The sequence below is a fragment of the Serratia proteamaculans genome, assembly GCF_008830365.1.
In the GTDB taxonomy this organism is placed as follows: Bacteria; Pseudomonadota; Gammaproteobacteria; order Enterobacterales; family Enterobacteriaceae; genus Serratia; species Serratia proteamaculans.
Genome location: NZ_WBKI01000002.1, coordinates 1 through 26,645, shown reverse-complemented (window position 1 = coordinate 26,645; position 26,645 = coordinate 1). Strand labels below are relative to the sequence as shown.

Genomic DNA, 26,645 nt, shown 5'->3' with positions numbered 1-26,645 from the left:
CCGGAGAGGTATTGTCATTCGTACCCGCCGGGCCAGCCGTTGGATCTCCTCCATCAATTCAGTGTTGCGGGGTTTATCAAAATGACAGCTATCACCGCCGGAATTGTTCGTAATCAGCCCGCCGGACTGCGTGCTTTGGTCGGGGAGCGCCTCGCCGCCCCTCGCTGGAAAAGCACCTGCGACTTTTATAATCAGATGATGGAGCGTGAGCGCTTGACCATCTGTTTCCATGCGCAGTTAAAACAGCGTCATGCTGTTATGCGGTTAGAGGAAATGAATGATAGCGAACGTGAACGCCTTGTTTGCGCCATCGATGAACTACGCAGCGCATTCGCTACCTACCGTAAACACGGCATTAGCAAGTCTGGTTTTATTGGTCGGTTGACAATAAGTCAGCGTCGCACCTTGTTCCTGCATGCAGGATTGACAGAAATTGAATTTAATCAACCGTATTGGCGTATTGATGATGAGACTTGCACATGGCGCGAGGCGTTATTTAGAGCGTTGCGCGAGCTGTTTAATTTATTCGAATATGCACCCACTATATTAACCTCGGTTAAACCCGAAGCGTATTTCCATTAATTAACTCGTTTTAAATTTAATGGCGCTTGATTGCGTCGGGCATTCTTTTATCTGGAGTTCTCTATGCACATGTATAAAACCATCGGCCAAGATATGCGAAATAAGGCAGATTCGGCATCGCGCAACTTAATGTTGAACAACGCACGCGTTGAGGCAAAGGCTGATGCTGCTGTTAGCTTCTCATCTCACCTTGACCGTCTTGCAACGCATGCCGCCGTCAATCACCTGTCTAGCGTTGAGATTATCGAACTACTGCGGCAAGAGTCGGAGAAATTTGACCATGAAGGCCGTGCGCATAAGCAGGGGGATAATCATGGCTGAGTATCATTGTGTGGAAGTAAATAACGTGTTCGCCATCATGAAAATGGAGGCGGGAGGTTTAATTCTGGCCGAAGTGAAAACGGATAAAGAGACAAAAGAAAAATACTATCCAACCAGAGCTATTTACTCAAGTGAGTTAAATCTGGTTGCTGACCTTATTAATCTTTCTGTGAAACGTGGTGTTTATCTTAAAACAATTACCAGCATTGGCGAAGTGATGAAGGAGTCACACCGCATTGCGGAATTAGGTCAGCAGGCACTCAATCAACTGAATAACGAAACGGAGCTATAACGATGCCGGATTTAATGGATTTGGTTCAGCAGCGCCAGCAGGAAACGCTCTCCGCGCAAATTAATGCGGCGCGGATTAAGGGTGGAGTATCTGCGTCAATTTGCGAGGAGTGCGACCAAGCTATCCCGGCCGCGCGTCGTGCAGCCTTTCCCGGTGTGACCCGTTGCGTGTCATGCCAAACCATCCACGAACAACAAACTAAGCATTTCAGGGGTTAATCATGCTGCGCATTCCTATCGGCAAGGACTGGGTCGTCACCAGCGACGCCCATCAGTTTATTTTGAACCAAAAGAAGCTGGTTAAAACCGGCGGTAAGGCGGGCGAGGTGTGGCTCGACGCAGTTGGTTATTACCCGACGGTCACGCAGTTGGTTTCCGGGCTGTTGCATCACCACGTTCGTGACTCAACCGTCACCAGCATTGCCAGTCTGGCCGCTGAGATTGGTCGTATTGGCGAGCTTTGCCAAGAGGCTTTTTCAACTCACTACGCGATAGAAAAAAATGACAACTAAACAGCAATTTGTAATGGCCGTCACATCTCATTTTTCGTGGGGCGCTTATGCCGCCGCGATTATTTTATCAACCCTAAAAGTCATGGGTTTTGTTCCCTATGGTTCATGGTTGCAGGTTACGTCCCCGGCGTGGGGTGTTCCGCTGATTCTGTTCTTAATGGTTGTGTCGTTTGAGTGGCAGGCTAACCGGAAGCAGAAATGAACAACGCCAGCGAACAAAGAGAGGCAAGGGGGCGTATAGCCCCCTCACCGCCGCCGCCATTCGCTACAACCTCCGGCGAGCTGTTCGTCGGTGTTCACTCATGGAACGCCCCAAAATCAGCTATTAGCAAAGAAAGACCGCTTACCCGTGAGCAACATGCTCAGGGGCAAGCTGTTTTGCGTAAAATCCACTCCTTACCGCATTTCCTCAGCAGTATCTTTTTGGGGCGTCATTCATTCTTGCTGAAAGAGCAGGGCCTGCACGCCGCTAATAAGTGGCTTGTTCTCCAGTTTGAGCGCCGCATCTGGCCGCGCATTGAAATCGTTAACGGTAAAAATGCGATGAGACTTTACTCGTCGCTGCGCTTTATGGCGGAGGTAGACAACTATGCGCGCCTACCGGGTATGGATGATAAGGAGTTGCGCCGCTTTGCTGACCGCGTTGCCGGTCAGTTGCTGCAAAATTATGACCGCTATTGCGAGGAGTTTATCGCTGAGAATAACGGGGATAATTCACAGCTAATCAGCAACAGTGTTCAGGCTGAATTCTATGGACGTATCGCGCTTATGGCACGGGCGTTTAACATTACTCCGATGCACTGGCGCAAATACCTCAAAGGTAGGCTGGACGCTACATCAGCGGTTGCCAGTTTGTCACGCCTTGTTAACTCCGAGTGGTGGGAGCGCCAGTTGAAAGCCCAGCGCATGCGCTGGCGTGAGGCGTTGCTCATTGCGGCCGGTGAAGTGAACCTCAAAAAACACCCTTACGCGAGTAAGCAGGCTATCCGTGAGGTGCAGGCTCGGCGGCTTGCCAATATGGATTACCTGAAAGGGTGCGAACTGGAGAACGTCGCCACCGGCGAGCGCGTTGACCTGATTGATAAAGTGATGGCGAGCATTTCTAACCCGGAAATTCGACGTATGGAGCTGATGAGCACCATCGCAGGGATCGAGAAATATGCCGCCAGCGAGAAGCATGTCGGCATGTTTATCACTATCACCACCCCGTCGAAATACCATCCGACCCGCGTCGTCGGCAAAGAAGGGGCTGAAAAAGTCCAGTTTAACCACAACTGGGATTTAGAGGCTTTTTCACCGAAAGACGGCCAGCGTTATCTTGTGCACATCTGGAGCAAGATGCGCACTGCGTTTAAAGACAACGATTTGAGCGTTTACGGCATGCGCGTCGTTGAGCCACATCATGACGGTACGCCGCACTGGCACATGATGCTGTTTTGCCAACGCCAGCAGCGTCAGGACGTCATCGATATCATGCGTCGCTATGCCTTGAAAGAGGACTGCGACGAGCGCGGTGCGGCAAAGAACCGGTTTGAAGCCAAGCACATGAACAAGGGCGGTGCGGCGGGGTATATCGCCAAATACATCGCCAAAAATATCGACGGTTATGCGCTCGACGGCCAGATTGACCACGACACCGGCAAGCCGTTGCGTGATATGGCCGCAGCGGTAACGTCATGGGCGTCAACGTGGCGCATCCCGCAATTTAAATCTATAGGCGTCCCCACTATGGGGGCTTATCGCGAATGCCGAGCCGCTTGCCTTCGCGGTGTCAGTCTGGTGGATTCCTTTGACGAGCGGGTTGAGGCGGTGCGTGCGGCGGCTGATGCGGGTGATTTTGCGGCCTACATCGCTGAGCAGGGTGGCGCAAACGTCCCGCGTGATGTGCAGACCGTTCGCGTGGCGCGCAAGGTGGCCGATGAACCGAACGCGTATGACGAAGAGGTGCAAAAGGTTGTCGGCATTTTTGCGCCGCACCTTGGCGCTGGTCATGTCCACGAAACCCGGTCAACAGAATGGCGTATCGTCCGAAAGGCTGTTGACGTTGAGCCTTTGACTTTAAAAAGCGCCTCCGGCGCGCCTCGGAGTCCTGTCAATAACTGTGGGGAGGTTAAGCGAGAACCTGATCCAGATATGCAGGTAGCAACGCCTGAGTATGTCACGGCGGTGATGAATTTGATTGAGAGCGGGGATGTTAGCTGGGATGACGCTGACGTCGCCAAGACGATGATAGACGCTCTAAGACAGCAATCACCGCAGAGTAACCACCTAGAAATTGCTCGAAATCGCAAGAAATCACAGAATGATTCGCCGTCGGCGCGTCTGACTCCGGCAGAAAGGGCTAGGGTTCCGCAAATCAGGCTTGAGCTGGCGCGCCAGGGAATTATTGCGGAACCTTGGGAACTGAAAGCATTGACACGTGGAGCTACGCTGATTAAAGATGGTATAGAGCTTTCATATCTTACATGTGATGATTGGCCGAAGTTTCAGTAGAATATGTAAAGGGGAACAATGCGGGGATACCAATCAGTAGCACAGCAAAAAAACGAAATGTAGTAATTGATTTCCACTTAATCTCATTGACCCATAAATTCACCTGAATAACATTAAAGATAAAATCGCCGTGAGCGTGCTTTTCCTCGGTGCTGCTCACGAATAGGACATATCTAAGGTGCCTTGCTGATAATTAGGTTTTATTCTTAGTATCACTCTCGCTTTCATCATCAATACAGTCATCATGAAATATTTTTATAGATGCAAATAATTCATTGGTCATGCTTTCGTCATAACTTCCTTCCTGCCACATATTATATAGATCCCTGATTTTGTTTTTTGCCTGACCATAAGCTATGGATTGGTTTTTTACCCCACTTTTATCTAACGGTTCATGATGGACATCGATATAAAAAAAACGAATATTTAGACTGTCACTTGAAGGTTTTATTACACTTACATCTGCGAAACAACAATCACCAACCACTGTAGGGCATTGACTAGACTTAAGGTGTTGCAGTAGCGGTGAAACCTTATTTAAGGTCCCTTGCTTAGAACAGTAAGCAGTCCATTTGTTTTCATGTAAATATTTTAACCAATCTTTAAAGTAAAATGTAGATTTGGCCTTTTGATAATATATGAAAACCCCTGCGTGGTTGTCTCTTTTTATATATCTAGTGAGAAGTTGAAGTAAACCCTCAAATATTTTTTGGTTACCATAACCTATTTTTGCTTCAGCAATCCATTCGTAAGCATCATCTTTTGAGTATACAGTAATGTCTACGCTACCATTTTTTTTAGTTTGCTCAGATGCTCTATAACCCAAATGGACTAAAGAGGAAACGATAGAGTGGCTTAATTTGTCTTCATCATCACAATAGTATTTGTCACTTGATGATTCAATAAGCTTTATAATTGATGCGATATCAGCATATAATGTTGATATGAAATCATCTTCGCTATCGAATTTATTTCTTTTATGTAATTCTGCTGTGATATTTTGCTTTTCCATTTTTAATCCAAATTTATCAAACAATAAAATGAAAGGTATTTTGGATTGAAATCTTCAAGCTCCACACCATTTATATCAACCGGTTCTTGGTTGTTTAATATATAATTATTATACTCCTCAAAAGGAATTTCAATATATTGCCTGTCTTCTTGCTCGTAGCAGTATTTTATATCGAAAAACTTTGAGCCTCCACCACTAAAAAATTGAACCACTTTCAATAAATCATCGTTATTGGTGGTTTTAATTGCTTGGCGCAACAATGGTATTGTATAAATTTCCCTGTAGGTGTGATTCTCGATATATTCAAGAAGATTATAGTAAAAGCGTTGAGAATCCTCAGTAATAAAAACTGAAGAATCACAAAGATCTTTTACTAGCTCTCTTTGTTTTATGATCATTGAGCGCATTCTATCATTTCGCTCTAGTGAGGATATCATTTATCACCCCATAGTGTGCTTGATGATCCGCTGACTGGGTGAAGTAAAATCCTCCACAAAACTTGTTAACAGCCCAATCAGTTTTGCTAGGTTCGAAACCAATTTCGTTTGAAACGGTCTCTTTATGCAGTTTACTATCGAGTCTTACAGCAACACCAGAAACCTTTAAATTTAATGAGTTAGTCGATCCGCTTTGTGTTTTAGATACGACTTCTCGATAACGAGCATCGTAGCTAGGGTCATTCCTGCATCGAAGCACTGCATCTTCATCACCATTAGGGTCAAGAAAATCGACCTGAACTAAACGTCCATATTTTTTATCATTATAAATATTAGAAATTGCATTATAGAAATTAACAGTATCAAGATTAAGATTAATATCTAACTCAACCATTAACTCAAGGAGTTTATTTCTCAACTCGCCCATTGCTTTATCTGCAGATCTTTTTCCGAGCGACTTATCAACTCTATATTCAATTCGGCTTAGATCATTTGGAATAAATACGGTATTGAAGTATTGCTCTGGATATTTATTACTACGAAGCTTACTGCGACCATTTATTGTTCTTAATATTACATAAGAATAAATAATAGCTTTTCCATCGCCCATATCTTCAATTGAAGTGATGAAGTGGCCAGAGATAGGTGGTAGGCCATTACCATCCTCTAATTTGGTCGGGAATACCGATTTAAAGGTTGGGTCGAAGTTGTTATATCCTGTAATCGTTGGGATGAGATGTAAATCACCACCTTTGATATAATCTATAGAATAATAATGATTGGCCGCCGTTATTATTTTTAATGTAATTAAGCGTAGGTTTGAATAATTAGCAGGCGTACCTTGTTTTGTTGGGTCACTTAGCGTTTTTTTTAAGTTTTCTAATGTGCTTGCCCATCTGGTTGTCACATCAAAGCCATGTCGGCCACCTACACGCCGAAAATATGCTAACTCCGTAGTTTGCTCTAGCCCTTTCAATAAGTTATCAATCTCAACTGCAGGTACGGATGCTGTCACAGGCGTGTTAAGAACTTGCTGAGTACTCATTTTGTGTAGTTCCTTTTTGAACAAAATCAAACAAACCATTTAAGGTATAAAAAGAAGCTCAAAGATGACCCTATTCTTTATCATTAAATGTAATAAAGTCCATGCATAAATGTGCATTTTTTTGCATTTCGCTATTGGGTTTTCATTCTTTGATTTGAACCACGGCTGGCAAGGCTGCGAGTGAAGCAAGCAACTGCATGAAAACCGACCCATGAAGCGGGCAGGCGTGGCGGGGATAGCATTGCGCGCAGGCACGTATTTAATTATCAGAATTGACGGCGTCAGCGCGTCGTGTTGGCGTTTTGATATTCTGTTTTGATTCGTGGGTGTGTGCGATGGGGTGGGCTGTGGTGGGCGTCAGAGAGCGTTTGAGGGTGGGTATGAAAAGGCCGCTAATCAGGCGGCCGGTTTATCTGTACTAGCTTAGACTCGACCTGACACAGTTATGGCACAGAGCCAAACCCAATCTGACAGGTAGCTCTGTGCCAGAAGTGGAAAGCCAGTCCGAAAACATGCACTTATTGTATTACATTGAGAAAACCCGGGACATTTACTGGTTCAATATCAAAAATGTATTTAATAATACCGGCTTTTAGGTTCTCCTCAATCCCACTCCTGAAATCTAGGACACTTGAGATTGCTGCATCATGTTGCAAATGATGTCTCCAGTGAACCTCATCTTCTCGACCATGAAAAGTGAGCAATCTAGTTAAGGCCATATGCGCAAACATTGCCGATTCTTCATTGATTGTATTATGCATCACCACGTGAGAGTCAGAGTGTAATTCTATTGTAGTAAGGTTCCAAGAATGGAATAGTTGCTGAGCAATTGGTGACAGATCCCTTAACTGCTCATTTTCCCCGTTAGTGAAATACACGTCATCTATGACCATTTGCCAGTTTTCTTTTATCCCTTCATCTGTTTTTATGGTTTCAATAAGCCTTTCTTTCTTGCAGCTAATATGAACACCAGAATTAACTTGTGGAGTGTAGGAGAAGTCGCCCAGAACTTTACTCATCAAGCTATTTCGCATTGCATCATTGAAATTAAGATTGAAATTCTTCGTGGCCTTTGTAAATAAGTCTAAATCTACTAGGCTCCAAATTCCATACCTTCTCCAAGCAATTAAAATGGGCAGGCCTAATAATTGACTATAAGCCCTTAATCTAGATACGTAGTCAGGCCGAAAAGACAAAACATTTCCCTTGTGAGACTTAACTTCAATTAAAACAGTAGTATTTCCCGCACCGCGAACATTAAAGTTTGCTAGTAAATCCGGAACCTGAAAAATATCGTTAGAAGTAGTTGGATACTGCTGCTGATCTAATTTATGGACTAAGGTACATTGACCGAGCCAGCCGCAGATAATCGAAAACTCGTCTTCTAACGGAAGGCCTATATTAAGCCTATTTACTCGTTCAGCGATAGCTGTAGCGTCAGCCGCCCAACCTAGCTGCTCCAGAGATTCATGAATAAGTCTCTCTAAATCTGACGGTTTATCTTTCAAGGTGGCTCCCTATAGTATTAGTTCGCAACTCAATAATTTATTTATCATTAACATACCACAAAGTTATGCCACGATAGCTCAAAGCTGACCGTCAGATAAGATTGTATTCTATCCATGGAAACGGTCAGTTCAGGTTTGAGCTAATACAGTTTATCATTCGTCGTCGTTGTCGAGGGTGTATTTTTTAAAACGAATAACCTCCTCGCCGATCCAGTCATTCACCTCAGTGATGCGTTGCTGTAGCGGCGTCAGCTCGTTGCGGACAAACACCATTGCAGCCTTCACCACGTCGCCCACTGACCCGACGTTCTCCGGCTTACCGCCCATCAGTTGATAGGGGATGCGGTGGGCGTCCAGCAGGTCGGCGGCGCTGACCTTTTTGATGTTAAAGAAATCATCCTTTGTCGCCACTTCGCTGAGCGGCACAATCTTGATTCCATCGGGCTTTCCGTTCGGCGCGTAGAAGAACAGGTTTTTAAAGTTCCCCATGCCTTTTGAGCTATTCATGGCGCTGCGCAACGACTCAACGTCGGTGCTGTTTTGCGCGGCGTCGGTGACATACATGATGTAGCCCGCATGTGCACCGTTCTGGTAATACTTGCGGCGGAACAGCGTGGCGGACTCGTTCAGCCACGCGGAGTTGAGTGCCGACAGATATTCCGGCATCCCATACAGCTCTTGATTAATGTCCGGCTCCAGCAGGTGAAAAACGCTGTCAGGCGCGAACGGGTGCGGCTCAGCGAACGATTGCACGAACCAATAGACCCCGGGTTCAACACCGCGCCGGGTGTATTTGGCTGGGGAGGTTTCCAGCTTCAATAGCTTGCCGCTGACGCTCTGCCGCTTTTCCAAAAAGGCGTTGCCGAACACCAAATAATCCAGCACAAACCGGCTGAAATCTTGCTGTGACAGCAGGGGATGCGTGATGTAGGTGCTCGCTAAAATGTTGCGCTTCACATAAATCGGCGAACTGTGGTGAACGGCGGCGCGCAGGCTTTTCGCCAGCCCGGAGAAGCTGATAGGCGGTTCTATCCATTTGCCGTTACCGACGCATTCGGTGTAATCCAGAATCTCGCGGCGATCCAGAACGGCCGACGGTTCACCAAAGGTAAACGCCTGCATTTTCTGGTCAGGTTCAGCAACGGTCAGAGTCTCTTTTCCTTTGTTGCGGTTGCGATTACGTTTGCTCATCGGTTGAAGTCCAGAATGGATTTAGAGGGCTGTCCGTTGGCGGCGGTCAGGGGTTCATTTAGCAGCGCGTGCATGGTGGCCCACGCGACGTCGGCGTGACTGGCTTCCTCGCTGCGGCTCGCTTCGTAGGTCATGCCTCGGCCGCTGGCGGTCATGGTTTTGCGGATGGCCATAAACGATTTTGTGATATCGGTATAGGCGGTGTCGTATTCCAGCCGGCCGCTGCCGATAGTGTCTTTTGCCTTGAGCACCATGGCGGTCTTCACCTCGGCGCTGTAGCGGATTTCACGGGCGGCCGGGTAGAAGGCGCGCACCAACTGGAAAACGCCTTGCCCGATGCCGGTGGCATCGATGCCGATATATTCCACGTTGTATTTCGCGGTCAGTTTGCGGATGGATTCGGCCTGCGTGGCAAAGTCCATGCCTTTCCACTGGTGGCGCTCCAGTATGCGGAACTTACCGCCCGTCACCATCGGTGGGGCCAGCACCACGCACCCGGCGCTATCGCCGGAGTGCGCCGGGTCATAGCCGACCCACACCGGCCGGTCACCGAATGGCCGGTCAGCGTATGGGTTAACGTCCGTCCACTCGACCAGACTGTCGACCATGCAGCCCTGCAGCTCCTCAAACGGGAACACCGACGCGCTATCGTCGACAAATTCACACATGAACAGGTTGCGGAAATCTTCGGCGCTGTTCTCGCGCTTCAACACGTCGAGGTCAAACAGGTTACAGCCACCACGCAGGGCGTCCTCAATGGTGACGATTTGCCGCCATTGACCGTCATCGCACAGTTTCCCGGCGGCTAACGCGCGGTGGCTGATATCGATCTCGACGTGTTCGCTGGCGTTTTTGCGGCCCTTGTTAAACAGCTCGCCAGACCAGAACGGAAACGCGCCATGTGCCAGCGTTGACGGGGTGGAAAAGTAGGTCGACCGGAGGTGCTTTTGCGAGGCCATGCCGGAGGCGACTTTGCGCAGTTTCTGGAAGTTGGGGATCCAAAAGATTTCATCGACCAGCAGGTCGCCGTTATGGCTCTGCGCGGTGTTGGAGTTGGTGCCGAGAAAAATCAGCTTAGCGCCGTTATTGCCGAGCACAATCGGGTCACCGGTCAGCTCAACGTCAACCCGCCGGGCAAACTGAATAATGTATTCGCGGAATACATACGCCTGCGTTTTGCTTGCTGACAGGAATATCTGGTTATGGCCGGTTTTAAGCGCGTGCAGCAGTGACTCTCGGGAAAAATAGAAGGTTGCCCCAATCTGGCGCGATTTCAGAATATCGCGGATGCGGTGAGCCAATCCGGCCTTGTGCCAGCCGAGCTGATACTCGAAAGACTCGTCGTAAAAAATATCCTCAAGCTTTGCGATAGCCTCATCGTTGAAATAGTTCTTTGTCGGCTTTTTGCGCTCGCCCTTGTTGCGGTTGGCGACGTTGGGGTTGAGATCGGCTTCGTTGCCGGAATTCATGTAGCGGCTGACGCGCGCAAGGCGCTCAATCTGGCGGCCTAACAGGTCAATTTCTTTGTAGTCGCTGCCCTCTTTTTTTGTCTTGAGAACGAGCTGCACCATTCGCGCCTCGATGCTGGACTCCACGCGGGAAATAGGCGCGATATCGTCCCATTTTTCCCGCTGTTTCCAGCTCTGCACCGTGGGTGCTTTCTGCTTCAACATTTCCGCGATCTGCTTCACGGAGAAACCTTGCCAGTACAGCAACGCAGCCTGTCGGCGTGGGTCGCTGAGTAACGAGGTGTCGGTCTGGATTTGCATGATATACCCTCATGTGGATGACGAGGGCAAGGCTACGCAAGCCACGACGGCCGCGCGCTAAGGTGCTGTTGTCTGAGGGATAGTCCGTCGGCAGTCGCTGGCCGTGAGGGTGGTCAGTCGGGAAACTAGCCCCGACCTTAACCACTCAGGACAATGGCTCATGGCAAAGAAAGTATCTAAATGGTTTCGCATTGGCGTCGAGGGCGACACTTGTGACAACCGTGTAATTGACGGTAACGATATTCAGGAAATGGCAGGCGGTTTTGACCCGCGTGTTTATGGTTGCCGTATCAATCTGGAGCACATCAAAGGGCTGTTTCCCAACGGCGATTTTAAGCGCCTCGGCGACGTGGTCGAGTTGAAGGCCGAGAAGATTGATGACGACTCTATCCTCAATGGCAAGTGGGCGCTGTTCGCCAAAATGACCCCGACCGACGAACTGGTCGGCATGGTCAAGGCCAGCCAGAAAGTTTACACCTCCATGGAAATCCGCCCGAACTTTGCCAACACCGGCAAATGCTACCTCGTCGGTCTGGCGGTCACTGATGACCCGGCCAGCCTCGGCACCGAATACCTCGAATTCTGTTCCCGCGCCAAGACTAATCCGCTGGCCGGTAAAAAAGCCGAACCGGGTGATGTGTTCTCGGTGGCGACTGAGGTGCTGCTGGAATTTGAGGAGCTACCTGACAACCTGCTGACCAATCTGACCGACCGTGTAAAAGGCATGTTCAGCCGTAAACAAGTCAGCGATGACGCGCGATTCAGCGATGTGCATGACGCGGTCACTGTTATCGCCGAGCAGGTGCAAACCAACGGCGACAGCGCCGAAACGCGTTTTGCCCAGCTTGAGCAGGAAATCGCAGGGCTGAAAGGCGAGGTAACGGCCGGTCAGGAACAGCTTTCCGAGCTTCAGACCACCCTCGACACCACCGAGAACCTGAGCCAACAGCGACGCCCGAAAGCCTCCGGCGGTAACGGTGAAGACAGTCTGTTGACCAACTGCTGATAACAGCCAGGGCGGGGCGCGTGGCGTGCCGCTGTGAAGTAACCCGAATTAATCGAATCAGGATAATGCAATGAAGACAAAGACCCGCTTTCAATTTAACGCCTATCTGAAACAGGTTGCCAAGCTGAACGGCATCACGGACGTCGGCGACGTCGGCAAAAAATTCAGCGTAGAGCCGTCAGTGACGCAATCACTGATGAACATCGTACAGGAGTCCTCCGAGTTCCTGACCCGCATCAACATGACCCCGGTTGCTGAGTTGAAGGGCGAGAAGGTCGGTGTGGGCGTCAACGGTTCAATTGCCAGCACCACCGACACCGACGGCGGTAAAGAGCGTCAGACCGCTGATTTCACCTCGCTGGAGTCCAACAAGTACGAATGCCAGCAGGTGAACTTTGATTTCCATCTGCGCTATAACCAGCTCGATTTATGGGCGCGCTATCAGGATTTCCAGTTGCGTATCCGCAACGCCATCGCCAAGCGTCAGGCGCTGGATTTCATCATGGCCGGGTTCAATGGCACCAGTCGTGCGGCAACCTCCGACCGTGCCAAAAATCCGATGCTGCAAGATGTGGCTGAGGGTTGGCTGGAAAAATACCGTAAAGAGGCCGCATCGCGTGTGATGAGCAACATCACCGGCGAAGATGGTGCGGTAATCTCGACGGTCATTCGCATTGGCAAGGGCGGCGATTATGCCAATCTCGATGCCGTGGTGATGGACGCGACCAACAACCTGATTGCGCCATGGCATCAGGAGTCGCCTGACCTTGTGGTGATTTGTGGCCGTAAGCTGCTGGCCGACAAATATTTCCCGCTGGTCAACCAAGAGCAACCCAATACCGAGGCACTGGCCGCCGACGTGATTGTCAGCCAGAAGCGTATCGGTAACCTGCCAGCGGTGCGCGTGCCGTTCTTCCCGGCTAACGCCATCTTTATCACCACGCTCGCCAATCTGTCGATTTACATCATGGATGACAGTCACCGTCGTCACATCGAAGAGAACGCCAAGCGTGACCGCGTCGAGAACTACGAGTCGATGAAAATTGACTATGTGGTCGAGGACTATGCGGCCGGTTGCCTGATTGAAAACATCGAACTGCTGCCCGCACCGACTGAAAAATCGGCCGCTATGGCATCGAATGTGATCCAGCAGTCATCCGGCGCGGATATCAATGCGCTGGCTGACGCTATCGTGCTGGCAGTTCAAGGCGCTGCGGCTCAACCGACAGCAACCCCGGAAACTCAACCAGAAGGCGGCGAGTAAACCATGACGAGTCCCGCACAGCGTCACATGATGCGGGTCTCGGCCGTGGAGGCCGCGCAGCGGGTGGATAATCCGCTGCGCCATGCCACCGCCTACGAGCAAATGCTCGTCAAGCTGGCCGCAGACCGCACCAAGCTGAAACTTATCCATTCTGTTGAGAGAAAGGCCGACCACAAGCGCGCCATGTTGCCGTTATACGCGCCATGGGTGGCGGGTGTGCTGGCCGAGGGTCGGGGGGCGCAGGATGACATTCTGATGACGGTCATGCAGTGGAAACTCGACGCCGATGACATTCCCGGCGCGCTGGAAATTGCGCCTTATGCCCTGAAATACCGTCTTAAGGTGCCGAACAACAAACGGCCGGTCGCGTATCTGTTTGCCGAAGAGGTGGCACTGTCGGCAGAACGCAGCCGCAAGACGGGAAGCCCGGCCAACATCGATGACCTGCGCACCGCCATCGAAATGACCGCCGCCGAGGATATGCCTGACATGGTCAAGGCCAAGCTCTACAAGGTGGCCGGTCTTATGTTGAGTGACGGCGGTGACCCAGCGCAGGCGCTGGAGTACCTCGTCCGCGCAATGCAGCTCGACAGCAATGCCGGGGTGAAAAAAGAGATCCAAAAATGCGAGAGCGCCCTCAAGCCGAAGCCCGCGCCCGTCGCAAAAAGAACAACCACGCGCACGCGTAAGGCCGCCGCTACTCCGGCCAAGCGCGGGCGTCCACGTAAGCCGGTTAAAAAAACCGGCGGTTAACAGAACGCACCCCGTGCCGGGCGGCACGATGGCCGAGAGTGTCTTTTGACTTATCAACGCCATCGTTCACCGCCCACCTATTTTGAGGTTGTCATGACGACAGTGATTATGCGTAACCCGGTCGAACCGAAGGACGAGCCGACGGCCATTATCCCGCAGCCGGATGCGCCAGAGCTGGTGATTAAAAACACGTTCTTTTTCCCGGACGTTGACCCGAAGCGCATCCGCGAATTGATGCGGCTGGAGTACACGGTCACGCCTGAGCGCCTGCGCTTTGCCATTCGCAGCGGTATCGCGGAGACGAATGCGGAGCTTTATCTCTATCGCGAGCAGCAAATCGCCGCTGGGTTCAAGACGCTGGCCGCCGTTCCTGCCGATGAAATCGACGGCGAAAGCGAGAAGTGTTTTCACTACCTGAGCGCGGTCTGCGCCATGACCACGGCAACGCTGTACGAACGTTATCGGGGCGCGGATGCCAGCGCCAAGGGGGATAAAAAAGCCGACAGCGTCGAGGTGTCCATTGATGAGCACTGGAGGGATATGCGCTGGTCAATTGCCCGGTTGCAGGGCAAGCCGCGCTGTATTGTCGGGCAAATCTGATGAACGTCATTGCGCTTCAAGGGGACACGCTCGACGCGCTGTGTTATCGCGCCTACGGCCGCACCGAGGGCGTGGTCGAGGCGGTGTTGCTGGCTAATCCGGGGCTGGCTGAGTTGGGTGTCATCTTGCCGCATGGCACGGTGGTCACGCTGCCAGTGATTGACACTGCTTCGGCATCCGAAACCGTTCAGCTATGGGATTAACCATGGAGAAAGTCACCTCGTTTATTGCCTACGTCGTTGCGGTGCTGCTGGCGTGGGCTGGGAAGTATTCCGCGCAGGATATTGCGTTGATTGTTGGCGCGGTGGTCGGCGTCGGCACTTTTTTAACTAACTGGTATTACCGCCGCAAAAGCTATTTGCTGCTGAAAAATGTCGGCATCCCCCGGGAGGTTTTCGATGAAATCAATCGTTAAACGTTGCAGCGTTGCCGTCGTGTTGGCACTGGCGGCCTTGTTGCCGGACTTTACCCGGCTGCATACGTCGATGGCAGGCCTTGAGCTAATTGCCAATCTGGAAGGGTGCCGCCTGAGTCCATATCAGTGCAGTGCGGGCGTCTGGACAAGTGGCATCGGTCACACGGCCGGGGTTAACCCAGGGCGACAAATTACCGAGCGGGAGGCGGCGGTCAATCTGGTGGCTGACGTCATGCAGGTCGAGAAACGCCTCGCGCAGTGCATGCCGGTGACCATGCCGCAACCGGTCTATGACGCCGTGGTCAGCTTTGCGTTTAATGTCGGCACCGGCGCAGCGTGCTCGTCGACGTTGGCGAATTTCATCAATAAAAAGCAGTGGCCAGCCGCATGCAATCAGCTTCCCCGCTGGGTGTTTGTCAACGGAGTCAGGTCTGCCGGACTGGAGAATCGCCGGGGTCGGGAAGTGGCGTTGTGTATGACGGGGGCGTTATGAGTCGCAGTAGCAAGCTTTTTCTGGCGCTGGTGTTGCTGGCGGTCATTGCATTGATGAAATGGCAGGTTATTACCCTTGGCGATCGACTGGATGCCACCAAGCTGGAAAACGTCAAAATAGCGGCGGCGCTAACCGAAAGCCGCACAGCAATAGCTGCCTTACAGGAAAATGCCCTGAGTAATGAACGAGCACAGGTTATGTTGCGCCAGCGCATCGCCGCCGCTGACCTGTTGGCGAACCGTCGAAACCACACCATTACGAGGCTGCTCAATGAAAATGAAGTTCTGCGCCGCTGGTATCAGTCTGCTTTGCCTGATGACGTTATCGGGCTGCACACCCGCCCCGACTTTGCCACCCCCGACGATTATTTACGCTGGTTGTCCGAGGGTCAGCAGTTGCCCGCTGCCCGGCAGCAGCCCGAAAACCAACGGTGATTTAAGCGCGGATATTTTCAATCTTGAGCGTGAGCTGGTGAGCTGCGCGCTACAGGTTGAATCTGTGAAAAAATGTCAGGAGGAACACGATGTTAAAGCCGAAAAGTCTGCGCAAGGCGCTCTATGATGCAGTGCCGAAACTCAAGGCGAACCCGGATATGCTGCGTATTTTTATCGATAGCGGTGTCATCGGCGCAACGCTGGCCGCGTCCCTGTCCTTTGAAAATCGCTACACCCTCAACGTGACAGTCACCGACTACCCGGATGATATTGATTTGCTGCTGGTGCCAATTGGTGCATGGTTGCGGGAAAACCAGCCCGATATCATGACCACGGACGAGGGCAAGAAAAAGGGTTTCACCTACATTGCTGATATTAACAACGATGACAGTTATGACCTCAGTATCAGCCTGCAACTGACCGAGCGCACCATTGTGAAAGAGGTTGAGCGGGAGCTGCATGTCTCGCACGCGCCGGAACCCACTTTGCCGATGCCGGTGGAAAGCCCGACGCATCTTTATGCTAATGGCGAGCTGGTGAGTGCATGGGATGAATGAGTTAAAGCCCTTTGATGACAAGCTTGCCGGGCTGATTGCGGGGCTGTCCGCCTCCAGCCGTCGCCAGATGGCCGCCGATATTGCGAAACGTCTGCGCGCCAGTCAACAGGGCAGGATTAAGCGGCAGCAGGCACCGGACGGCACGCCCTATGCCGACCGCAAACGCCAGCCGATCCGCAGTAAAAAAGGGCGGGTTAAGCGCCAGATGTTCGCCAAGCTGCGCACCAATCGCTACATGAAAGCCAAAGGCACGGCTGATGAGGCGTTGGTCGAGTTTGCCGGGCGCGTGCAGCGTATCGCGCGCGTGCATCAGGAGGGGCTGCGTGACCGCCCGAACCGCCATAGCCGGGATGTGCAATATGACGCGCGGCCGTTATTGGGTTTCAGTGAAGCTGACCGGCAGATTGTGGAAGATATGATTATTCATCGTTTGATAATTGACTGAAACTGGCGATAATATTTGAAAATAAAACCGTCTGGGGTTGCTATGAAATTTGATTTTAAGAAATTGCGTGTGAAAATAAGGAACTTGCTTTTATATGGTCTCAATAGTGCTAAGCCATTCACAGCTATAAATTTGTTTTTTTATGGCATTATAATTGCTCTTGTTTTTTTCTCTCTCGTCTTTACCTTCCTTTTTGTTTCTGATGGCACTGGGGAGTATGCCAAATATTTTATCTTGCTGGCTGTTAGCGTGACACTGCTTACACTAGTTTATAATATCAGGCGGCATGTCTCCGAAGACTATTATAAAGATGCCAAAGAACATTTGGAGAAAGCTTTCGAAATATTACAACCAAAAGAGGGTGATGTTTGGCCGCCTAATGATAGATACATTTGGCTAACAGCAGCGAGATTTTTAAAGGTTTCGGAGAGGCTGGCGGCGAAAATAATGATGACCTCACATAAAGATATGTATCGTGAGGAAAGACAGTACTGGCGTGTGAAGTTTAGAGGGTTAGTTAAAGATTTTCCTGCTGAATATTATGCCGAGTCTGCTGAGAAAATGGGTGGGTGGAGTTCGCGTGATAGATCCCCGTTAAGTGAACCATCATTAGTTGTTATTTATAAATTTCTTGATTGGGAGAAAGGCTATGTTGACCCATTGGATAACCTAACATTTACCGATGATGAGATAGAACATATGAGAATTAGCACCTATAGACAGCTCGGAGGGTTTCTCCACGACGTGAGAGAGTATCGAAGAAAAGATAAATAAAAGTAGTGTTGTCTGACGGGCTATCCTACGCCCGTAAATTGCCGCTGGATCCCTTCAGCGGCATCCTTTCCCTCATGAACACACTCGAAACAATTTCAGAACTGGCGCGCGTAGTGCGCAACCTCATCCGCATCGGTGTCATCGTTGACGTTGACGCCGTGCAGGCGCGTTGTCGCGTTCAACTTGGCGGTAATACGTCGGATTGGTTGCAGTGGCTGACCTGTCGTGCCGGAGGCGCACGCGCATGGTGGGCGCCGTCCATTGGCGAGCAGGTATTGCTATTGGCGTTGGGCGGCGAACTCGACACCGCTTTTGTGCTGCCGGGTATTTTTTCCGACGACTTTCCGGCCCCGTCGGCGTCTGCCGAAGCCTATCACGTTAGCTTTCCCGATGGCGCGGTCATTGAGTACGAGCCACGAACCGGCGCGCTGGCCGTTACCGGTATTAAAACTGCTGACGTGCAAGCGTCCGAGTCGATAACCGCCAATACCAAAGTGGTGATGATAAACGCCGCAGAAAGCATCACCCTCGACACGCCGGAGGTGGTCTGCACTAACAAGCTGACCACCGGCACGCTGGAGGTGAAAAAAGGCGGGAAAATGTCGGGGGATATCGAACATGCCGACGGCATCTTTAAATCCAACGGCGTGCAGGTAGATAAACACGGTCACGGTGGTGTGCAGCGCGGCAATGACTGGACGGAGGGAACTAAATGACCGTGCGCTATACCGGCATGAGCCGGGAAACGGGCCAGACCCTGACGGACAGCGAACATATCAGCCAGAGCGTGCGCGATATCCTCATCACGCCTGTCGGCTCGCGGTTGATGCGCCGGGAGTATGGCTCGTTGCTGTCGGCCCTGATTGACCAGCCGCAAAGCCCGGCGGTGAACGGGCAGGTGATGGCCGCCTGCTACATGGCAATCCTCAAATGGGAGCCGCGTGTCAGGTTGACGTCTATCACCTTCGAGAAAACCTTCAACGGTCAGATGTTTGTTGATATTACCGGCGTGCGCCAAGACACCACCGGCGGCACATTTTCGTTAACCGTTCCACTGAGCTGACATCATGGCAACTATCGATTTAAGCCAGCTACCCGCGCCGAATGTCGTTGAACCGCTGGACTATGAAACCCTGCTTGCTGAGCGCAAAGCAACGCTGATTTCTTTGTATCCGGCAGACCAGCAGGAGGCCATTGCCCGCACCTTGGCGCTAGAGTCTGAGCCTATCGTCAAGCTCCTGCAGGAGAACGCCTATCGTGAGGTTATCTTGCGCCAGCGCGTCAATGAGGCCGCACAGGCGGTCATGGTGGCCTATGCAGGCGGTGCAGACCTCGACCAGCTCGGCGCGAACAATAACACCCCGCGACTGACTATTGCCCCGGCGGATGATTCTGCTATCCCGCCCATTGCCGCCGTCATGGAGTCAGACGAGGATTTCCGCCCTCGCATCCCGTCGGCCTTTGAGGGAATGTCAGTCGCGGGGCCGGTGGGAGCGTATGAGTTTCACGCCCTGAGCGCCGACGGCCGTGTCGCCGATGCCTCGGTATTCAGTCCGGCCCCGGCTATGGTCTCGGTCAGCGTGCTGGCGCGCGACGGGGACGGCACCGCACCCGATGAGTTGCTCGCGATAGTTGCCAAGGCGCTGAATGACGAGAGTGTGCGCCCGGTGGCTGACCGGGTGACTGTCGCGTCGGCTAAGATTGTTGATTACCAGATTAACGCCACGCTCTTTGTCTTGCCTGACCCGGCCGTCGAACCTATCAAAGCCGCCGCTGAGCAGCGTCTAAAAGCCTACATCAACGCGCAGCGACGTCTCGGCCGCGATATTCGCCGCTCGGCCATTTATGCCGCGCTGCATGTGAGCGGGGTGCAGCGTGTCGAACTGGCGGCTCCGCAATCTGATGTGGTGTTGGACAAGACGCAGGCGGCCAACTGTACCGACTATCAAATCATTATCGGCGGCTCTGATGAGTAGCCTGCTGCCGCCGGGGTCATCTGCGCTGGAGCGCCGTGCGGCTGAGGCTTGTGCGGTGGGTATGGATTTAAATGTGCCGCTTCGCGACCTGTGGAACCCGGCGCGATGCCCGGTCAAATTCCTGCCGTATCTGGCGTGGGCGTTCAGCGTTGACCGCTGGGATGAGGACTGGCCGGAGGCGGAAAAGCGCAAGGCTGTCAGCGATGCGTTTTACATCCACCGCCGCAAAGGCACCGTTTCCGCTATTCGCCGCGTGATTGAAAACATGGGCTACAGCATGAGCATCGCGGAGTGGTGGGAGGTGGCAGACCCCGCCGGGATGTTTCGCCTGACTATCGATGTGAATGACGTCGGTATTACGGAGGAAATCGTTAATGAACTTGAGCGATTAATCGGTGAGGCAAAATCAGCAAGTCGTCATATTGCGCAGTTAAGTATCAGCACCCAAACATCCGGGGCTATTTATTCCGCCGTCGCTATTCATGACGGCGATATCGTTACCGTATACCCGGCTGATTATTCACCTTCGGAAAAAGTGAAATACAACGGTATACCGAGATTTAACGGCAATTATCATTACTCCGGGGAAAAATATGTCTGAGCTATCAGAACAAGCAAAGTGGGAAAAAACCATTTATCAAATCCAGCGCGGTGATGACGTCTCAGGCGGCCGGGATGGTGTTGCAAATATTCAGGCGCGCCAATTGGCAAACCGTACCGCGTTATTAAAAAATGATGTTGATAAACTGAATACCTCCGTCATGAGTGATGCGAAGATTTATGACAATGAATCGGAGGCGCAACAGGCCATTAATGACGGTATGGAAAAGCGGCAGTTTTTTACCGTAACGTCTCAGATTACTAATTATTGGGTTGAGCAGTACGAAAACGTTAACGGCATCGCGGTTAAAACCGGAAAAAAAATTGTGACCAGTGCATTTGTCGAGGCGGTGGAGTTGCTGGCCGCCGGAACGGACAAGCGCACGCGCGGCCTGTTGACGCTGCCACGCTCTAAATACCCTTTCGATATTGTCAGTCGTCAGGGGTATCGCCTGTTTGCCATTAAAGGGAACGGGGATAAATCGCTGCCCGGTAACTCGTTCGCGGATTACCTGAGCGTGTTGAAAGGGTTGATTGTTGGTCAGACGTCGGTGCGGCGTGTGCGTCCGGGCTATCTGTTTGACTTGGTCGTCGGTGGGTATCGTCTCTTATCGGTGCGTGACGATGGTCGTGGGACGCTGGAGCATCGCGGTATTCCCGTCGAGAATCATTTGGGGCTGCTGGAAAACACGCTGGGCTTTTTGGGCGACTCACTGTCGGATAACGGCCGAAACCCGAAAGAGATTGCAAGCCGTCCTCGTGGCTGGACGTATAACGCGAAGTCATGGCAAACGTGGGCCGTTATGAAAACCGGCGGGCGTTTGAAATACGTCGGGCAGTGGGCGACCGGCGGTTATACCTCGGGTGACGTCATTAAGCATCACCTGCAATCAGCCATCGAGGCCAAGCCGAGATTTTGCGGCCTGCTTATTGGGCGTAATGACGTCATCAGGCTGGAAATTTCACTGGAAACCACAAAGGCAAATGTCCGCACAATCTGTACTGCACTGAGGAAGGCCGGTATCATCCCGGTGATTTGCTCAATGGCCGCGCAGATTAATGCGAGTGACGTGCTGAAAGGGCGCGAAAATGCCGTCAATGCGTTCCTGCGTGCTTACGCATTGGATCAGGGCTATCCGTTTGTGGACATGCGCGCGGCAACCGTTGACCCGGCGACAGACGCATGGAAGCCAGGGTATAACGGCATTCTCAACGGTGGGCCAGACCCCTCGCACCCGGCACCCCTTGGCGCATTCCATATGGGGACGGCACTGGCTGAGACGCTGGCACCCTATACCATGCCAACCTATCCACCACTGGCCATCGCCAACACCACACCGGAACGCAGCCCGAACGGCCTGCGCAATCCGCTGTTTCTTAACGTTGATGCCGCCGGGCGGCCGGCTGACTGGGCGATTGAATCCGGCGACGTGAGTGTGACTAGCGCCCCGGACATTGTTGGTAATGCGCTTGCCGTAAAAGCCAGCTCCGGCACTTACGCCAAAGTGTCGCAGGTTGTGAAGGTGAAACCGGGGGAGCGCCGGGAATTCTGTTTTAAAGTGAAAGTTGATACTGATGATAAATCAACGGTGGCCTGTTACTGCGAAACGAATGATGCCGATATGGTGAATCTTGCGGGTCTGAGGGCGTGGAGTCATCCGGTAGAAGGGTATTTAACTTACAGCTATGAATTTATTGTTCCGGCTGATGTTGAAGAGATAAAAATTGTCGTCGCGGCAAATAACGCGGCAGATATTTATATTTGTCAGGCGGGCGTTATTAATCTGGAGAATGCGAAATGAAAATTGTTTGTGACGGTGTGGTGCACTCAACAGATTTAGAGTTGGCAGACCCGGAAATGTTGCTGAATCTTGATTCAAGTCTGGCAACCTATGGCCTGCAAGATAAATATGATTCCAGCGGAAATGGCCGCGACCTTATTACCGGCAATGATTTTACCGAAGCCGGAATGTTACTCGTTGATGATGCCGAACACGGTGCTGATACCGGAATTATCGAAACGGACGAGATGACGTTCGCGATTTGCATTAACGTGGATAACATCAAAACCAGCGGCCGTATTTTCTCCAGCTTTGTTCCGGGCGTTGCGCCGTTTTCGGGTATTCAGTTACGCATTGAACCGAATGGGGCATTGATTTTTCAGGTGGCGAGCGGCGAGGTCGGCGGAGCTGAATTTGATGCATTGTATTCGGTGGCGGCGGGCGGCGCGGTGGGTGGCTGGACGCGTTTCACTGCGACAGTCTCTAACAGCGAGGTGACTATCACACGCGCGGCGGGTACACGTTATGCGGCAAAAGTGAAAAAACGTGCGAAATCTCCAGAATCCATCTTTCTGAATGGCGCACCGAGCAAAGAGCAAAACAAAGGGCTGTCCGGAGTGATGGGTGTCATCGCGTTTTATGACCGGGTATTGACCGGCGATGAGCAGGAGCAAGCCCGTACAAAATTAAAAGAAATCATGCGCACGCGCGGGCATTTCGTTAACTGACAGGGGGGGATATGACTGAGAAAAAATTCCTGACCCTAATCACGCAGGCCGGGGCGGAGCGGCTGGCGAATGCGGCAGTCACCGGGACGCCGGTTGCCATTGCCGCAATGGCTGTCGGTGACGGCGGCGGGCTACTGTCACGGCCAGACCTAACCCGCGTGGGTCTTGTGGGTGAGCAATATCGCGCTGAGCTGAATAAGCTGGTCATTGCGGACGCGGATGCGAGTGTCATTGAGGCGGAAATGATTATGCCGCCACAAATTGGCGGGTTTTGGCTGCGAGAGCTGGCGCTCTATGCTGATGACGGGGTGTGTATCGCTGTCGGCAATATGCCGGAGACGTATAAACCGCTGCTTGTTGAAGGCTCCGGCCGTTTTCAGGTCATCAGGGTGCAATTGAAGGTCAGCAGCACTGCGGACGTGGTACTCATCACCGACCCGTCGGTCATGATTCCTACGGTGGAGGACGTCCATAAGCTGGAGGCGGTGGTTAAGGATTACACCGATAATCAGCTTTCGGCGCATGAGCAATCCCGCAGTCATCCAGACGCGACGCTCACCGAAAAAGGTTTTGCGCAGCTCAGCAGCGAAACGGACAGCGATAGCGAGGCGCTGGCTGCCACCCCAGCAGCGATTAAAAAGGCCATTGCTGCCGCTGTGCGCGAGAGTTGGGAGCTGTCTAATCCCGTTGGCATCAGTCATTTCTTTTTTGCCAACGTCGACCCTAACGCCCGCTGGCCGTGGTCAAAGTGGGAATATACCGGGGAGGGTAGAACAGTCCGCATTGCCAAGCGGGACGGCTCCAATGTGGGGCAAACCGGCGGCAGTGATACCGTGACAATCAGCCGGGAAAATTTGCCCGCCGAAAAGATTAGCGTGAATGGTACGGCCCACGATACCGACCTTGGTACCAAGAGAACCAAGATGTCAGGGAAGCACGTTCACCATGGCACGCCACAACGTAATAGCAATTATGAGCTGGGCGGGAATAACCGCGTATTCTTTGACCCGTATGCCGAAGGTGATACGGATGAAGCTGGCGAACATGACCACGAACTCGAACTCGGGCCGCATGGCCATAATGTTGCGGGGGAAACGGATGCGCTGGGTAGCGGTCAGGCTGTCAGCATTGTCGAAAGCCACGTACTGCAAATGTGCTGGCACCGCATAGCATAAAAAAATGGCCCGCATGTGCGGGCCGTTGTCTACCTACGGCATTTCCCTGATGTTGCCGGATAGATAACGCCACCCTAACCGTTCCGGCTAAATTCCGTCCAATCGATTGCACAGATCAATACATTGATATTGATCGGCCAAATCGATCGCAATGTGTTTCCCCTTCCTCCTGTCTTTTTACTCCGTTGTCTGGTCGGTCATCCACCGGCCATTGCGTGCGCCTGCGCAAGCCCGGCGGCAAGCTAGGCACACCACCAACAACCGGAGTCACAATATGGGTGATTATCACCACGGCGTGCGCGTCCTTGAAATCAATGACGGTACGCGCGTCATTTCCACCGTATCGACGGCCATCGTCGGCATGGTCTGCACCGGCAAAGATGCCGACCCGAAGGTTTTCCCGCTCAACACCCCGGTATTGATTACCGATGTGATTGCCGCCGCCGGTAAGGCGGGGAAATCCGGCACGCTGGCGAATGCCTTGGCCGCCATCGGCGACCAGTGCAAGCCGGTAACGGTGGTTGTGCGCGTTGAAGAGGGCAAAGACGCAGCGGCAACAACGTCCAATATCATCGGTGGCGCGGATGAAAACGGCCGCTATACCGGCATGAAAGCCCTGCTTACTGCGCAGGCCGTCACCGGTGTAAAACCGCGCATTCTGGGCGTGCCGGGACTGGATACGCTGGAGGTGGCGACGGCGCTGGCCGGTATCTGTCAGCAGTTGCGCGCCTTTGGTTATATCAGCGCGTATGGCTGCAAAACCATTTCCGAGGCCATTACCTACCGTGACAATTTCAGCCAGCGCGAGCTGATGCTCATCTGGCCGGATTTCCTTGCATGGGATACCACTGGCAACGTGAGCGCCACGGCTTATGCCACCGCTCGTGCGCTGGGCCTGCGTGCCAAAATCGACACGGAAACCGGCTGGCATAAAACCCTGTCTAACGTTGGCGTCAACGGCGTGACCGGTATTTCCGCCAGCGTGTTCTGGGACTTGCAAGCACCCGGCACCGATGCCGACTTGCTCAATGAGGCCGGGGTCACGACGCTGGTGCGTAAAGACGGTTTCCGCTTCTGGGGTAACCGTTCCTGTTCTGATGACCCGTTGTTTTTGTTTGAGAACTACACCCGCACCGCGCAGGTGTTGGCTGACACCATGGCCGAGGCCCACATGTGGGCGGTGGATAAGCCGGTCACTGCATCGCTCATTCGCGACATTGTCGATGGCATTAAAGCCAAATTCCGTGAGCTGAAATCCAACGGCTACATCATCGACGCCGATTGCTGGTACGACGAATCGGCCAACGATAAAGAGACCCTCAAGGCCGGAAAACTGTATATCGATTACGACTATACCCCGGTTCCCCCACTGGAAGACCTGACCCTACGCCAGCGCATCACCGATAAGTATCTGGTGAATCTGGCCGCAGGCGTCAACAGCTAAGAGGACGCGTTAAACCATGGCACTACCGCGCAAACTGAAGTACCTCAACCTGTTTAACGACGGCCTGAGCTATATGGGCGTGGTCAGCTCTGTGACCCTGCCGAAACTGACCCGCAAGCTAGAGAACTACCGCGGCGGCGGCATGAACGGTTCGGCCCCGGTGGATATGGGGCTGGACGATGACGCGTTGAGCGTCGAATGGACAATCGGCGGCTTCCCGGATGACCAACTTTGGGAGCAGTACGCCGCCGCCAGTGCGGCATCGGTACCGCTGCGATTCTGTGGCTCCTACCAGCGCGATGACACTGGCGACATGGTGGCCGTGGAAATCGTGATGCGTGGCCGCCACAAAGAGTTTGATTTTGGCGACCAGAAACAGGGCGAAGACACCGAGACCAAAATCTCGACCCAATGCACCTATTTCAAACTGACCGTTGACGGCAAAGAGCGCATCGAGGTCGACACCGTCAACATGATTGAGCGTGTGAACGGTGTCGACATGCTGGAACAGCACCGCCGCAACATCGGGCTGTTGTAATCACCGGGCGGTCAGCGACGCTGGCCGCCATTCCCCACACTGAATTGAGAGAACATCATGAAAAACGAAACTACCGTCACCGCTACTGAAAACCCGAACGTCGTGAAACTGGATACCCCGGTAAAACGCGGCGATACCACCATCACCACCGTCACGCTGATTAAACCCAACACCGGTACATTGCGCGGTGTCGGGTTGGCCTCGCTGGCAAACTCCGAAGTTGATGCGCTGATTAAGGTACTGCCGCGCATGACGTACCCGGCATTGACCGAGAGCGAAGTCACTGCGCTGGAGTTGCCTGACCTTGTGGCGCTGGCCGGGAAGGTAATCGGTTTTTTGGCACCGAGTTCGGCACTCTAGATTTCCCGGCAGGCTTGTCGGTTGATGACCTGATGGCGGATATCGCGACGATTTTCCACTGGCCGCCGTCAGAGCTTTACCCGATGACACCGCAAGAACTCCTCAACTGGCGCGATAAAGCGCTCCAACGAAGCGGACAAA

The 26,645-nt window shown here is 52.3% G+C and carries 36 protein-coding genes; 30 read left to right on the top strand and 6 right to left on the bottom strand.

The genetic code is table 11. The features are described from left to right. The first annotated feature begins 81 nt into the window (after positions 1–81). The 7 genes from F8R23_RS09125 (at position 82) to F8R23_RS09095 (ending at position 4,199) form a co-directional block, all read left to right on the top strand. Positions 82–582 carry a replication protein B gene (locus F8R23_RS09125; RefSeq protein WP_126501525.1) on the top strand — a complete coding sequence of 167 codons (501 nt, stop codon included), beginning with the start codon at positions 82–84 and terminating at the stop codon, positions 580–582. Between the two features lie 69 nt (positions 583–651). Beyond that, positions 652–903, top strand: coding sequence for a DUF2732 family protein (locus F8R23_RS09120; protein ID WP_244953392.1), 252 nt, complete (start codon positions 652–654; stop codon positions 901–903). After that, entirely contained in the window at positions 896–1,195 is a 300-nt protein-coding gene (locus tag F8R23_RS09115) for a DUF5405 family protein (RefSeq protein WP_151415534.1), read from the top strand. Before F8R23_RS09120 ends, F8R23_RS09115 begins: the two co-directional genes overlap by 8 nt. Before the next feature lie 2 nt (positions 1,196–1,197). Continuing rightward, positions 1,198–1,413, top strand: a complete 216-nt coding sequence (locus F8R23_RS09110) for a TraR/DksA C4-type zinc finger protein (RefSeq protein ID WP_099784757.1) — start codon at positions 1,198–1,200, stop codon at positions 1,411–1,413. Between the two features lie 2 nt (positions 1,414–1,415). Then, positions 1,416–1,706 (top strand): DUF5405 family protein, encoded by a 291-nt coding sequence (locus tag F8R23_RS09105; protein ID WP_151415533.1) that lies wholly within the window; start codon positions 1,416–1,418, stop codon positions 1,704–1,706. Further along, a complete protein-coding gene (locus tag F8R23_RS09100; protein ID WP_099061778.1) occupies positions 1,696–1,908 on the top strand; it encodes a hypothetical protein in 213 nt (70 codons plus the stop codon). Before F8R23_RS09105 ends, F8R23_RS09100 begins: the two co-directional genes overlap by 11 nt. Then, positions 1,905–4,199 carry a replication endonuclease gene (locus F8R23_RS09095; protein WP_151415532.1) on the top strand — a complete coding sequence of 765 codons (2,295 nt, stop codon included), beginning with the start codon at positions 1,905–1,907 and terminating at the stop codon, positions 4,197–4,199. The genes F8R23_RS09100 and F8R23_RS09095 overlap by 4 nt, the downstream gene beginning before the upstream one ends. Before the next feature lie 193 nt (positions 4,200–4,392). Here F8R23_RS09095 and F8R23_RS09090 read toward each other — a convergent pair whose 3' ends face one another. The 6 genes from F8R23_RS09090 to F8R23_RS09065 form a co-directional block, all read right to left on the bottom strand. Beyond that, positions 4,393–5,211 carry a hypothetical protein gene (locus F8R23_RS09090; RefSeq protein ID WP_151415531.1) on the bottom strand — a complete coding sequence of 273 codons (819 nt, stop codon included), beginning with the start codon at positions 5,209–5,211 and terminating at the stop codon, positions 4,393–4,395. A 2-nt stretch (positions 5,212–5,213) separates the two neighbouring features. Beyond that, the gene (locus F8R23_RS09085; RefSeq protein ID WP_151415530.1) at positions 5,214–5,609 is read right to left on the bottom strand and encodes a hypothetical protein; all 396 of its coding nucleotides are present in this window, start codon (positions 5,607–5,609) and stop codon (positions 5,214–5,216) included. Between the two features lie 13 nt (positions 5,610–5,622). Then, on the bottom strand, positions 5,623–6,693 hold the full coding sequence (locus tag F8R23_RS09080) for a hypothetical protein (RefSeq protein WP_151415529.1): 1,071 nt from the start codon (positions 6,691–6,693) through the stop codon (positions 5,623–5,625). A 518-nt stretch (positions 6,694–7,211) separates the two neighbouring features. After that, complete coding sequence (locus F8R23_RS09075) at positions 7,212–8,201, bottom strand: hypothetical protein (RefSeq protein WP_151415528.1); 990 nt, start codon at positions 8,199–8,201, stop codon at positions 7,212–7,214. A gap of 153 nt (positions 8,202–8,354) precedes the next feature. Next, positions 8,355–9,392 carry a phage portal protein gene (locus F8R23_RS09070; protein ID WP_151415527.1) on the bottom strand — a complete coding sequence of 346 codons (1,038 nt, stop codon included), beginning with the start codon at positions 9,390–9,392 and terminating at the stop codon, positions 8,355–8,357. Beyond that, complete coding sequence (locus F8R23_RS09065) at positions 9,389–11,161, bottom strand: terminase ATPase subunit family protein (protein WP_151415526.1); 1,773 nt, start codon at positions 11,159–11,161, stop codon at positions 9,389–9,391. The genes F8R23_RS09070 and F8R23_RS09065 overlap by 4 nt, the downstream gene beginning before the upstream one ends. A 160-nt stretch (positions 11,162–11,321) precedes the next feature. Between F8R23_RS09065 and F8R23_RS09060 the strand changes: the two genes are divergently transcribed. From F8R23_RS09060 to F8R23_RS08955, 23 genes are all read left to right on the top strand, one after another. Continuing rightward, complete coding sequence (locus F8R23_RS09060; RefSeq protein WP_151415525.1) at positions 11,322–12,167, top strand: GPO family capsid scaffolding protein; 846 nt, start codon at positions 11,322–11,324, stop codon at positions 12,165–12,167. A gap of 70 nt (positions 12,168–12,237) precedes the next feature. Beyond that, entirely contained in the window at positions 12,238–13,431 is a 1,194-nt protein-coding gene (locus F8R23_RS09055) for a phage major capsid protein, P2 family (protein WP_151415524.1), read from the top strand. A gap of 3 nt (positions 13,432–13,434) precedes the next feature. Continuing rightward, positions 13,435–14,184, top strand: coding sequence for a phage terminase small subunit (gene gpM, locus F8R23_RS09050; RefSeq protein WP_151415523.1), 750 nt, complete (start codon positions 13,435–13,437; stop codon positions 14,182–14,184). 93 nt (positions 14,185–14,277) lie between these two features. Continuing rightward, on the top strand, positions 14,278–14,784 hold the full coding sequence (locus F8R23_RS09045) for a head completion/stabilization protein (protein ID WP_151415522.1): 507 nt from the start codon (positions 14,278–14,280) through the stop codon (positions 14,782–14,784). Continuing rightward, positions 14,784–14,987 carry a tail protein X gene (locus F8R23_RS09040; protein WP_151415521.1) on the top strand — a complete coding sequence of 68 codons (204 nt, stop codon included), beginning with the start codon at positions 14,784–14,786 and terminating at the stop codon, positions 14,985–14,987. The genes F8R23_RS09045 and F8R23_RS09040 overlap by 1 nt, the downstream gene beginning before the upstream one ends. Before the next feature lie 2 nt (positions 14,988–14,989). Then, on the top strand, positions 14,990–15,199 hold the full coding sequence (locus F8R23_RS09035) for an HP1 family phage holin (protein ID WP_151415520.1): 210 nt from the start codon (positions 14,990–14,992) through the stop codon (positions 15,197–15,199). After that, positions 15,183–15,692 carry a lysozyme gene (locus F8R23_RS09030; RefSeq protein ID WP_151415519.1) on the top strand — a complete coding sequence of 170 codons (510 nt, stop codon included), beginning with the start codon at positions 15,183–15,185 and terminating at the stop codon, positions 15,690–15,692. The genes F8R23_RS09035 and F8R23_RS09030 overlap by 17 nt, the downstream gene beginning before the upstream one ends. Continuing rightward, entirely contained in the window at positions 15,689–16,126 is a 438-nt protein-coding gene (lysB, locus tag F8R23_RS09025) for an Rz-like lysis system protein LysB (RefSeq protein WP_151415518.1), read from the top strand. Before F8R23_RS09030 ends, lysB begins: the two co-directional genes overlap by 4 nt. Next, the gene (lysC, locus tag F8R23_RS24265) at positions 16,008–16,253 is read left to right on the top strand and encodes an Rz1-like lysis system protein LysC (protein ID WP_244953384.1); all 246 of its coding nucleotides are present in this window, start codon (positions 16,008–16,010) and stop codon (positions 16,251–16,253) included. Before lysB ends, lysC begins: the two co-directional genes overlap by 119 nt. After that, positions 16,216–16,683, top strand: a complete 468-nt coding sequence (locus F8R23_RS09020) for a phage tail protein (protein WP_151415517.1) — start codon at positions 16,216–16,218, stop codon at positions 16,681–16,683. Before lysC ends, F8R23_RS09020 begins: the two co-directional genes overlap by 38 nt. Next, positions 16,676–17,128, top strand: a complete 453-nt coding sequence (locus F8R23_RS09015; protein ID WP_151415516.1) for a phage virion morphogenesis protein — start codon at positions 16,676–16,678, stop codon at positions 17,126–17,128. Before F8R23_RS09020 ends, F8R23_RS09015 begins: the two co-directional genes overlap by 8 nt. A 42-nt stretch (positions 17,129–17,170) precedes the next feature. Next, positions 17,171–17,902: a hypothetical protein gene (locus F8R23_RS09010; RefSeq protein WP_151415515.1), complete on the top strand. Its 732-nt coding sequence runs from the start codon at positions 17,171–17,173 to the stop codon at positions 17,900–17,902. A 74-nt stretch (positions 17,903–17,976) separates the two neighbouring features. After that, positions 17,977–18,618 carry a phage baseplate assembly protein V gene (locus tag F8R23_RS09005; protein WP_151415514.1) on the top strand — a complete coding sequence of 214 codons (642 nt, stop codon included), beginning with the start codon at positions 17,977–17,979 and terminating at the stop codon, positions 18,616–18,618. Next, complete coding sequence (locus tag F8R23_RS09000) at positions 18,615–18,965, top strand: GPW/gp25 family protein (protein WP_151415513.1); 351 nt, start codon at positions 18,615–18,617, stop codon at positions 18,963–18,965. Before F8R23_RS09005 ends, F8R23_RS09000 begins: the two co-directional genes overlap by 4 nt. A 4-nt stretch (positions 18,966–18,969) precedes the next feature. Beyond that, the gene (locus tag F8R23_RS08995; protein WP_151415512.1) at positions 18,970–19,878 is read left to right on the top strand and encodes a baseplate assembly protein; all 909 of its coding nucleotides are present in this window, start codon (positions 18,970–18,972) and stop codon (positions 19,876–19,878) included. Beyond that, positions 19,871–20,479 (top strand): phage tail protein I, encoded by a 609-nt coding sequence (locus F8R23_RS08990; RefSeq protein ID WP_151415511.1) that lies wholly within the window; start codon positions 19,871–19,873, stop codon positions 20,477–20,479. Before F8R23_RS08995 ends, F8R23_RS08990 begins: the two co-directional genes overlap by 8 nt. Beyond that, positions 20,472–22,280: an SGNH/GDSL hydrolase family protein gene (locus F8R23_RS08985; protein WP_151415510.1), complete on the top strand. Its 1,809-nt coding sequence runs from the start codon at positions 20,472–20,474 to the stop codon at positions 22,278–22,280. Before F8R23_RS08990 ends, F8R23_RS08985 begins: the two co-directional genes overlap by 8 nt. Then, a complete protein-coding gene (locus F8R23_RS08980) occupies positions 22,277–22,987 on the top strand; it encodes a LamG-like jellyroll fold domain-containing protein (RefSeq protein WP_151415509.1) in 711 nt (236 codons plus the stop codon). Before F8R23_RS08985 ends, F8R23_RS08980 begins: the two co-directional genes overlap by 4 nt. Before the next feature lie 11 nt (positions 22,988–22,998). Then, positions 22,999–24,162 (top strand): phage tail protein, encoded by a 1,164-nt coding sequence (locus F8R23_RS08975; RefSeq protein WP_151415508.1) that lies wholly within the window; start codon positions 22,999–23,001, stop codon positions 24,160–24,162. 274 nt (positions 24,163–24,436) lie between these two features. Next, on the top strand, positions 24,437–25,606 hold the full coding sequence (locus F8R23_RS08970; RefSeq protein ID WP_151415507.1) for a phage tail sheath protein: 1,170 nt from the start codon (positions 24,437–24,439) through the stop codon (positions 25,604–25,606). Positions 25,607–25,622: 16 nt separating this feature from the next. After that, positions 25,623–26,144, top strand: coding sequence for a phage major tail tube protein (locus tag F8R23_RS08965; protein ID WP_151415506.1), 522 nt, complete (start codon positions 25,623–25,625; stop codon positions 26,142–26,144). A 57-nt stretch (positions 26,145–26,201) separates the two neighbouring features. Continuing rightward, positions 26,202–26,504: a phage tail assembly protein gene (locus F8R23_RS08960; RefSeq protein ID WP_151415505.1), complete on the top strand. Its 303-nt coding sequence runs from the start codon at positions 26,202–26,204 to the stop codon at positions 26,502–26,504. Between the two features lie 32 nt (positions 26,505–26,536). Next, positions 26,537–26,645, top strand: a 109-nt coding sequence (locus tag F8R23_RS08955) for a GpE family phage tail protein (protein WP_151415504.1), incomplete at its 3' end; no start/stop codon positions are given.

Bases quoted from the DNA above. Each gene is read 5' to 3' on its own strand.
- F8R23_RS09065 (WP_151415526.1), bottom strand. From the start codon at position 11,161: ATGCAAATCCAGACCGACACCTCGTTACTCAGCGACCCACGCCGACAG.
- F8R23_RS09080 (WP_151415529.1), bottom strand. From the start codon at position 6,693: ATGAGTACTCAGCAAGTTCTTAACACGCCTGTGACAGCATCCGTACCT.
- F8R23_RS09010 (WP_151415515.1), top strand. From the start codon at position 17,171: ATGAAATTTGATTTTAAGAAATTGCGTGTGAAAATAAGGAACTTGCTT.
- F8R23_RS08965 (WP_151415506.1), top strand. From the start codon at position 25,623: ATGGCACTACCGCGCAAACTGAAGTACCTCAACCTGTTTAACGACGGC.
- F8R23_RS09105 (WP_151415533.1), top strand. From the start codon at position 1,416: ATGCTGCGCATTCCTATCGGCAAGGACTGGGTCGTCACCAGCGACGCC.
- F8R23_RS09085 (WP_151415530.1), bottom strand. From the start codon at position 5,609: ATGATCATAAAACAAAGAGAGCTAGTAAAAGATCTTTGTGATTCTTCA.
- F8R23_RS08980 (WP_151415509.1), top strand. From the start codon at position 22,277: ATGAAAATTGTTTGTGACGGTGTGGTGCACTCAACAGATTTAGAGTTG.
- F8R23_RS09095 (WP_151415532.1), top strand. From the start codon at position 1,905: ATGAACAACGCCAGCGAACAAAGAGAGGCAAGGGGGCGTATAGCCCCC.
- F8R23_RS08995 (WP_151415512.1), top strand. From the start codon at position 18,970: ATGGCAACTATCGATTTAAGCCAGCTACCCGCGCCGAATGTCGTTGAA.
- F8R23_RS09120 (WP_244953392.1), top strand. From the start codon at position 652: ATGTATAAAACCATCGGCCAAGATATGCGAAATAAGGCAGATTCGGCA.
- gpM (WP_151415523.1), top strand. From the start codon at position 13,435: ATGACGAGTCCCGCACAGCGTCACATGATGCGGGTCTCGGCCGTGGAG.
- F8R23_RS09015 (WP_151415516.1), top strand. From the start codon at position 16,676: ATGAATGAGTTAAAGCCCTTTGATGACAAGCTTGCCGGGCTGATTGCG.
- F8R23_RS09060 (WP_151415525.1), top strand. From the start codon at position 11,322: ATGGCAAAGAAAGTATCTAAATGGTTTCGCATTGGCGTCGAGGGCGAC.
- F8R23_RS08960 (WP_151415505.1), top strand. From the start codon at position 26,202: ATGAAAAACGAAACTACCGTCACCGCTACTGAAAACCCGAACGTCGTG.
- F8R23_RS09000 (WP_151415513.1), top strand. From the start codon at position 18,615: ATGACCGTGCGCTATACCGGCATGAGCCGGGAAACGGGCCAGACCCTG.
- F8R23_RS09115 (WP_151415534.1), top strand. From the start codon at position 896: ATGGCTGAGTATCATTGTGTGGAAGTAAATAACGTGTTCGCCATCATG.
- F8R23_RS09070 (WP_151415527.1), bottom strand. From the start codon at position 9,392: ATGAGCAAACGTAATCGCAACCGCAACAAAGGAAAAGAGACTCTGACC.
- F8R23_RS08975 (WP_151415508.1), top strand. From the start codon at position 22,999: ATGACTGAGAAAAAATTCCTGACCCTAATCACGCAGGCCGGGGCGGAG.
- F8R23_RS09035 (WP_151415520.1), top strand. From the start codon at position 14,990: ATGGAGAAAGTCACCTCGTTTATTGCCTACGTCGTTGCGGTGCTGCTG.
- F8R23_RS09125 (WP_126501525.1), top strand. From the start codon at position 82: ATGACAGCTATCACCGCCGGAATTGTTCGTAATCAGCCCGCCGGACTG.
- F8R23_RS09005 (WP_151415514.1), top strand. From the start codon at position 17,977: ATGAACACACTCGAAACAATTTCAGAACTGGCGCGCGTAGTGCGCAAC.
- F8R23_RS09030 (WP_151415519.1), top strand. From the start codon at position 15,183: ATGAAATCAATCGTTAAACGTTGCAGCGTTGCCGTCGTGTTGGCACTG.
- lysB (WP_151415518.1), top strand. From the start codon at position 15,689: ATGAGTCGCAGTAGCAAGCTTTTTCTGGCGCTGGTGTTGCTGGCGGTC.
- F8R23_RS09045 (WP_151415522.1), top strand. From the start codon at position 14,278: ATGACGACAGTGATTATGCGTAACCCGGTCGAACCGAAGGACGAGCCG.
- F8R23_RS08990 (WP_151415511.1), top strand. From the start codon at position 19,871: ATGAGTAGCCTGCTGCCGCCGGGGTCATCTGCGCTGGAGCGCCGTGCG.
- lysC (WP_244953384.1), top strand. From the start codon at position 16,008: ATGACGTTATCGGGCTGCACACCCGCCCCGACTTTGCCACCCCCGACG.
- F8R23_RS08970 (WP_151415507.1), top strand. From the start codon at position 24,437: ATGGGTGATTATCACCACGGCGTGCGCGTCCTTGAAATCAATGACGGT.
- F8R23_RS09100 (WP_099061778.1), top strand. From the start codon at position 1,696: ATGACAACTAAACAGCAATTTGTAATGGCCGTCACATCTCATTTTTCG.
- F8R23_RS08985 (WP_151415510.1), top strand. From the start codon at position 20,472: ATGTCTGAGCTATCAGAACAAGCAAAGTGGGAAAAAACCATTTATCAA.
- F8R23_RS09110 (WP_099784757.1), top strand. From the start codon at position 1,198: ATGCCGGATTTAATGGATTTGGTTCAGCAGCGCCAGCAGGAAACGCTC.
- F8R23_RS09020 (WP_151415517.1), top strand. From the start codon at position 16,216: ATGTTAAAGCCGAAAAGTCTGCGCAAGGCGCTCTATGATGCAGTGCCG.
- F8R23_RS09090 (WP_151415531.1), bottom strand. From the start codon at position 5,211: ATGGAAAAGCAAAATATCACAGCAGAATTACATAAAAGAAATAAATTC.
- F8R23_RS09040 (WP_151415521.1), top strand. From the start codon at position 14,784: ATGAACGTCATTGCGCTTCAAGGGGACACGCTCGACGCGCTGTGTTAT.
- F8R23_RS09055 (WP_151415524.1), top strand. From the start codon at position 12,238: ATGAAGACAAAGACCCGCTTTCAATTTAACGCCTATCTGAAACAGGTT.